Below are 4905 nucleotides of genomic sequence, written 5' to 3'. Positions count from 1 at the left end.
TAGATCCACGACAGCAGCGCCAGTCCGAGCGCCATCATCAGGCTCAGCGCGGTCGCCGGGCCGTAGTCGCCGCCCCCGGTGGTGCTGCCGAAGGCGTACTCATAGATCAGGAGCAGCACCGTCAGCGAGGCGTGCGAGGGCCCGCCGCCGGTGAACAGGTAGGGCTCCAGGAAGACCTGCGCGGTGCCGATGATCTGCAGGATCAAGGTGATCAGCAGCACCGGACGCAGGTGCGGCAGGGTGACGTGCCAGACCTTGCCGAGCACCCCGGCGCCGTCGGCGGAGGCAGCGTCATAGAGCTCTTGCGGCACCGAGGTCAGCGCCGCGAGATAGATGATCACGGTGCCGCCGGCCGCGGCCCAGGTCGCCTCCATCACCAGCGCCGGCAGCACCCAGTCGGCCGACTCCAGCCACGGCACCGGCCCGAGGCCGACCCACCCGAGGATGGTGTTGAAGACTCCCCCGGACCCGGCGTCGTAAAACGTCTTCCACAGCAGCACCGCCACCGCGGGCGGCACCACGACGGGCAGGTAGGCCAGCCCGGCATAGAGCCCGCGCAGCCTGCGCAGCGAGCTGAAGACCACCGCCATGACCAGCGGGATCGGATAGCCGAAGACGAACGCGATCGCCGCGAAGACGGCCGTGTTGCGCAGGGCCACCGGAAGCAGCGGGTCGGCGAGCACGGTACGGAAGTTGTCCAGCCCGACCCATTCCGCGGGCCCCACGAGGTTGGTCTCCTGCACGCTCATCACCACGGTCCGCGCGATCGGCCACCACGAGAACAGCCCGAAGACGAGAAGCATCGGCACCAGGAAGACCAGGGTCGCCGCGCTCCCGCGCCACCACCGGCCGAGGACGGCGACGAGCGGCGTACGTCGGCGAGCCGGCCCTCTCACGAGAGCCGGCTCCCCCACCCGGGACAGGTCAGCGACCACGCTCAGCCCTTGTCCAGGATCTGCTGGACCGAGGCGTCGGCGTCCTTCAGCAGCGCGCCGACGTCGGCGTCCTCGTCACTGAGCACCTTCTGCACGACCGGGTCGAGCGCGCCGTACACAGCCTGCGTCTGCGAGGGCGGCTCGGGGACCAGCGACAGGTCGAACATCCTCGAGGTGTACCCGGTCATCTGCTCGAGCGGCACGTTGACGTAGTCCTTCACCCACCCCTGGTATGTGGTGTAGGACGCCTCGTCGAAGATCGGGAACGTCGGTGTGCCCACGGGCTGCTCGGCCGCGGTCTGGGTCTTGGCGTCGGCGACGGCCGCGCTCTCGTCTGTGTACTTCCGGATCCGGAAGTAGTCCGCCCAGGCCACGGCCGCCTTGGCCTCGGCCTTGGTCGCCTTGGCGCTGACGACGTTCACCGAGCCACCACCGAGCGCCCCGGCGTCCGGCGAGTCCCCGAGCGGGACGGCGGTGAGACCGTACGTCTTCGGGTCGATCGCCGAGGTGGTGACCAGGCCGTTGTAGACGTCGGAGCCGCTGATGTACATCGCGACCTTCCCCGCCGCGAACGCCTGGTTGATGCTGTTCCAGTCATAGGAGGTGTTGCCGGAGAACGACTTCTCGCTCCAGCGCATGTCCTGCAGCATCTGCAGCGCCTCCTCGGTCTGCGGGTTGTCGACCGTGGCGGTGAACTTGTCGCCGTCCTGCGTCTGCATCCGGCCGCCGAGGGCGTAGGTCAGGGTCGTCAGGATCCAGCCACCGGTGTTGGAGGCGGTCATCTCGGCGTAGCCGGTGGCGCCGGTGCGGTCGTGGATCTGCTTGGCCGCGGCGCGCAGCTCCTCCCACGTGGTCGGCGGCTTGTCGGGGTCGAGGCCAGCCTTGGTGAACAGGTCGCGGTTGTAGTGGAGCGCGTTGGCGTAGACGTCGGACGGCAACCCGTAGACCTTGCCGTCGGTGCCCTGCGCCGCGGTCAGCACGGTGGGGTTGAGCTTGTCGAAGTAGGACAGCTTCCGGATCTCGGCGTCCACGTCGGCGACCTGGTTGCGCTCGACCAGACCCTTGGTGTCGGTGAAGGGCACCCGGAAGGAGATCGGCAGGGTGCCACCGGCGAGCTGCGCAGGGAAGGTCTGCGCGTTCCACTGCCACTCGACCGGCTTCACGGTGATGCCGGGATTCTCCTTGTTGAAGGCCGTTGCCTGCGCCTTGACGGCGTCGATCGTGGCCTTCTTGTCGCCCGGGCGCCAGCCCTCGACGGTGATGGTGACGCCGTCGCTGTCGTCCGACGACCCGCCGCATGCGGCGAGCGAGCCGAACGCGACGGCCGCGACGACGCCGAGCGCGACGCTGCGCAATCGAGTGGTTCTCATGGGTCTGTCTCCTCCGATGTTGTGGTGGGGTTCAGGTGGTGGGCCGCAGCCAGACCGCGGCATCGGGGGCGAGCCGGCCCGCCTCGAGGGGCGAGCTGGCGAGCCAGACGTGGTCGCTGCGCGGCAGCTCCACAGGCGTGTCGGTCAGGTTCACGACGCACGCGAAGTGCGCGCCGCGTCGGAAGGCGATGATCCCGGGATCGGTCTCGATCCAGCTGAGGTCGCCGGTGGCGAGATCGGGGTGCGTACGCCTGATCAGCAGCGCCATCCGGTGCAGCGACAGCATCGAGCACGGGTCGGCCGACTGCGCCTGCGCGGTCAGTGCTGCCCAGCCCTCGGGCTGCGGGAGCCAGGTGGCCGTACCCGGCGTGCTGAAGCCGTACGGCACCCGGTCCCCGCTCCAGGGCAGCGGCACCCGGCAGCCGTCCCGGCCGGGGTCGATGCCGCCGCTGCGTAGGTGCATCGGGTCCTGGACCAGGTCCGGCGAGATGTCGGCCTCGTCCAGGCCCAGCTCCTCGCCCTGATAGAGGTAGTAGGCCCCGGGAAGGCCCATCGCGAGCATCGCCGCCGCCCGCGCCCGGCGCTCGCCGAGCGCCCGGTCGGTCGGGGTGCCGAAGCGCTTGGTGTCGAACGCGAACGCGGTCTCTTCGCGGCCGTAGCGGGTCACCAGCCGGGTGACGTCGTGGTTGGAGAGCACCCAGGTCGCCGGTGCGCCGGCCTCACCGTGCACCCGCAGGGTCGTCTCGATGGACGTACGCAGCGCCTCGGCGTCCCACGGCGCGGTCATGAAGTCGAAGTTGAAGGCCGCGTGCAGGGCATCGGGCTGGAGGTAGCGGATGAACCTGGCCGTGTCGGGGAGCCAGACCTCGCCGATCAGGGCGCGGTCGGCTCCGTAGTCCTGGGCTATCCGGCGCCAGCCGCGATAGATCTCCTGGAGCTCCTCGCGGTCGATGTAGGGGTGCTCGCCGGGTCGTGGGTCGACGGGGACGTCGGGAAGCGAGGGGTCCTTGGCGAGCAGGGCGGCCGAGTCGATCCGGATCCCGGCGACGTCGCGGTCGAACCAGAACCGGAGAATGTCCTCGTGCTCGCGGCGTACGTCCTCGTGCTGCCAGTTGAGGTCGGGCTGTGCGGCGGAGAAGAGGTGGAGATACCACTGCTCGGGGACGCCGTCGGGGGTCGTCAGCCGGGTCCAGGCCGTTCCGCCGAACTCCGAGACCCAGTCGTTGGGCGCCAGCTCGCCGTCGGCGCCGCGGCCCTCGCGGAACCAGAACCGCTCCCTCTCGGGTGAGCCGGGACCGGCTGCGACCGCGGCCTTGAACCAGCGGTGCTGGTCGGAAACATGGTTGGGGACGACGTCGATGATCGTGCGGATGCCCAGCTCGAGCGCGTCCTCGATCAGCGCCTCGGCCTCCGCGAGGTCGCCGAAGACCGGGTCGATCGCGCGGTAGTCGGCGACGTCGTAGCCGCCGTCGGCCATCGGCGACGGATACCACGGCGTGAACCAGATGGCGTCCACCCCGAGGTCTCGCAGGTAGGTCAGACGCGTTCGCACGCCGGCCAGGTCGCCGGTGCCGTCGCCGTTGGCGTCGGCGAAGCTGCGGGGATAGATCTGGTAGATCGCCGCGCAGCGCCACCAGTCGGCCGGGCGCTCGGTGAAAGCCGTGAGCACTGCTGGTGCCGGCTCGCTCTGTCGAGGTTCCGTGGCGGTCACGGGCGCTCCGTTCTCAGCTGCTCACACGGGTGTGATGGCCATCACCATGACGGCGTGCTGCGACGTTAGAGCCGCCAGCAGAAGGTGCGCAAGAACTTGACAGTACGTAATTAATTTCAGGACTTTGCGCGCTGTCTTGCGGCTCCGGTCGATCGCCGGACCACCAGCTCGGGCTCGAAGAGCAGCTCGTCTACCGGCCCAAGGGTGCCGTCGATCTGGCTCACCAGGAAGTCGACGGCCGCGCGACCCATCGCCTCGATCGGCTGGCGGATCGTGGTGAGCGGCGGGTCGGCAGAAGCCATGAAGGCGGAGTCGTCGTAGCCGATCACCGACACGTCGCCGGGCGTCGAGAGCCGGGCCCGGCGAACCGCACGGACCGCCCCCAGCGCGAGCGGGTCGCTGGCGCAGAGGATCCCGGTGGCTCCCTGCTCGATCAGGCGAGCCGCGGAGGCCTGGCCGCTCTGGAGGGAGTAGAGGCTGCGTACGACCAGGTCGTCGTCGAACGGCACACCGGCCCGCTCGCAGACGGCACGGAAGGCGGCCAGCTTTCGCTCGGAGGGCACGTGGTCGCGCGGCCCCAGCACCAGCCCGATCCGCTCGTGCCCGAGCGCCAGCAGGTGCTCGGCGGCCTGCTCCATCGCGTCGGCGTCGTCGCAGACCACCCGCGGGAAAGGCAGATCATCGATGGCCGCGTTGATGAGCACGACAGGAAGGTCGCGCGCCGCCAGGCGGTCGTAGTGGCCGTGGTCGGCGTCGCGCTGTGCGTACGCACCGCCGGCGAAGACCACGCCGGCCACCTGCTGCTCCAGGAGCAGGTCGACGTACTCCGACTCGGTCACGCCGCCGGCGGTCTGCGTGCACAGCACCGGGGTGAGCCCCTGCTGGGCGA

4 protein-coding genes are annotated in these 4905 nt (G+C 69.9%); all 4 read right to left on the bottom strand.

What is annotated here, in order from left to right; translation table 11 throughout:
- The coding region (locus ACRDPS_RS17455) for a carbohydrate ABC transporter permease (RefSeq protein ID WP_431502930.1) at positions 1-935 on the bottom strand (935 nt) is incomplete at its 3' end.
- Positions 936-937: 2 nt separating this feature from the next.
- Entirely contained in the window at positions 938-2305 is a 1368-nt protein-coding gene (locus ACRDPS_RS17450) for an ABC transporter substrate-binding protein (RefSeq protein WP_431502929.1), read from the bottom strand.
- A gap of 31 nt (positions 2306-2336) precedes the next feature.
- Positions 2337-4016, bottom strand: a complete 1680-nt coding sequence (locus ACRDPS_RS17445) for a glycoside hydrolase family 13 protein (protein ID WP_431502928.1) — start codon at positions 4014-4016, stop codon at positions 2337-2339.
- 116 nt (positions 4017-4132) lie between these two features.
- Positions 4133-4905, bottom strand: a 773-nt coding sequence (locus ACRDPS_RS17440; protein ID WP_431502927.1) for a substrate-binding domain-containing protein, incomplete at its 5' end; no start/stop codon positions are given.

The organism is Nocardioides sp. (genome assembly GCF_050699375.1).
Lineage (GTDB): Bacteria > Actinomycetota > Actinomycetes > Propionibacteriales > Nocardioidaceae > Nocardioides.
Note: the sequence above shows the minus strand (reverse complement) of the source record. Positions and strands in the feature narration are given on the sequence as shown.

What these genes read in the sequence shown, in the direction of transcription:
- ACRDPS_RS17450 (WP_431502929.1), bottom strand. Translation starts at nt 2,305, where the DNA reads ATGAGAACCACTCGATTGCGCAGCGTCGCGCTCGGCGTCGTCGCGGCC.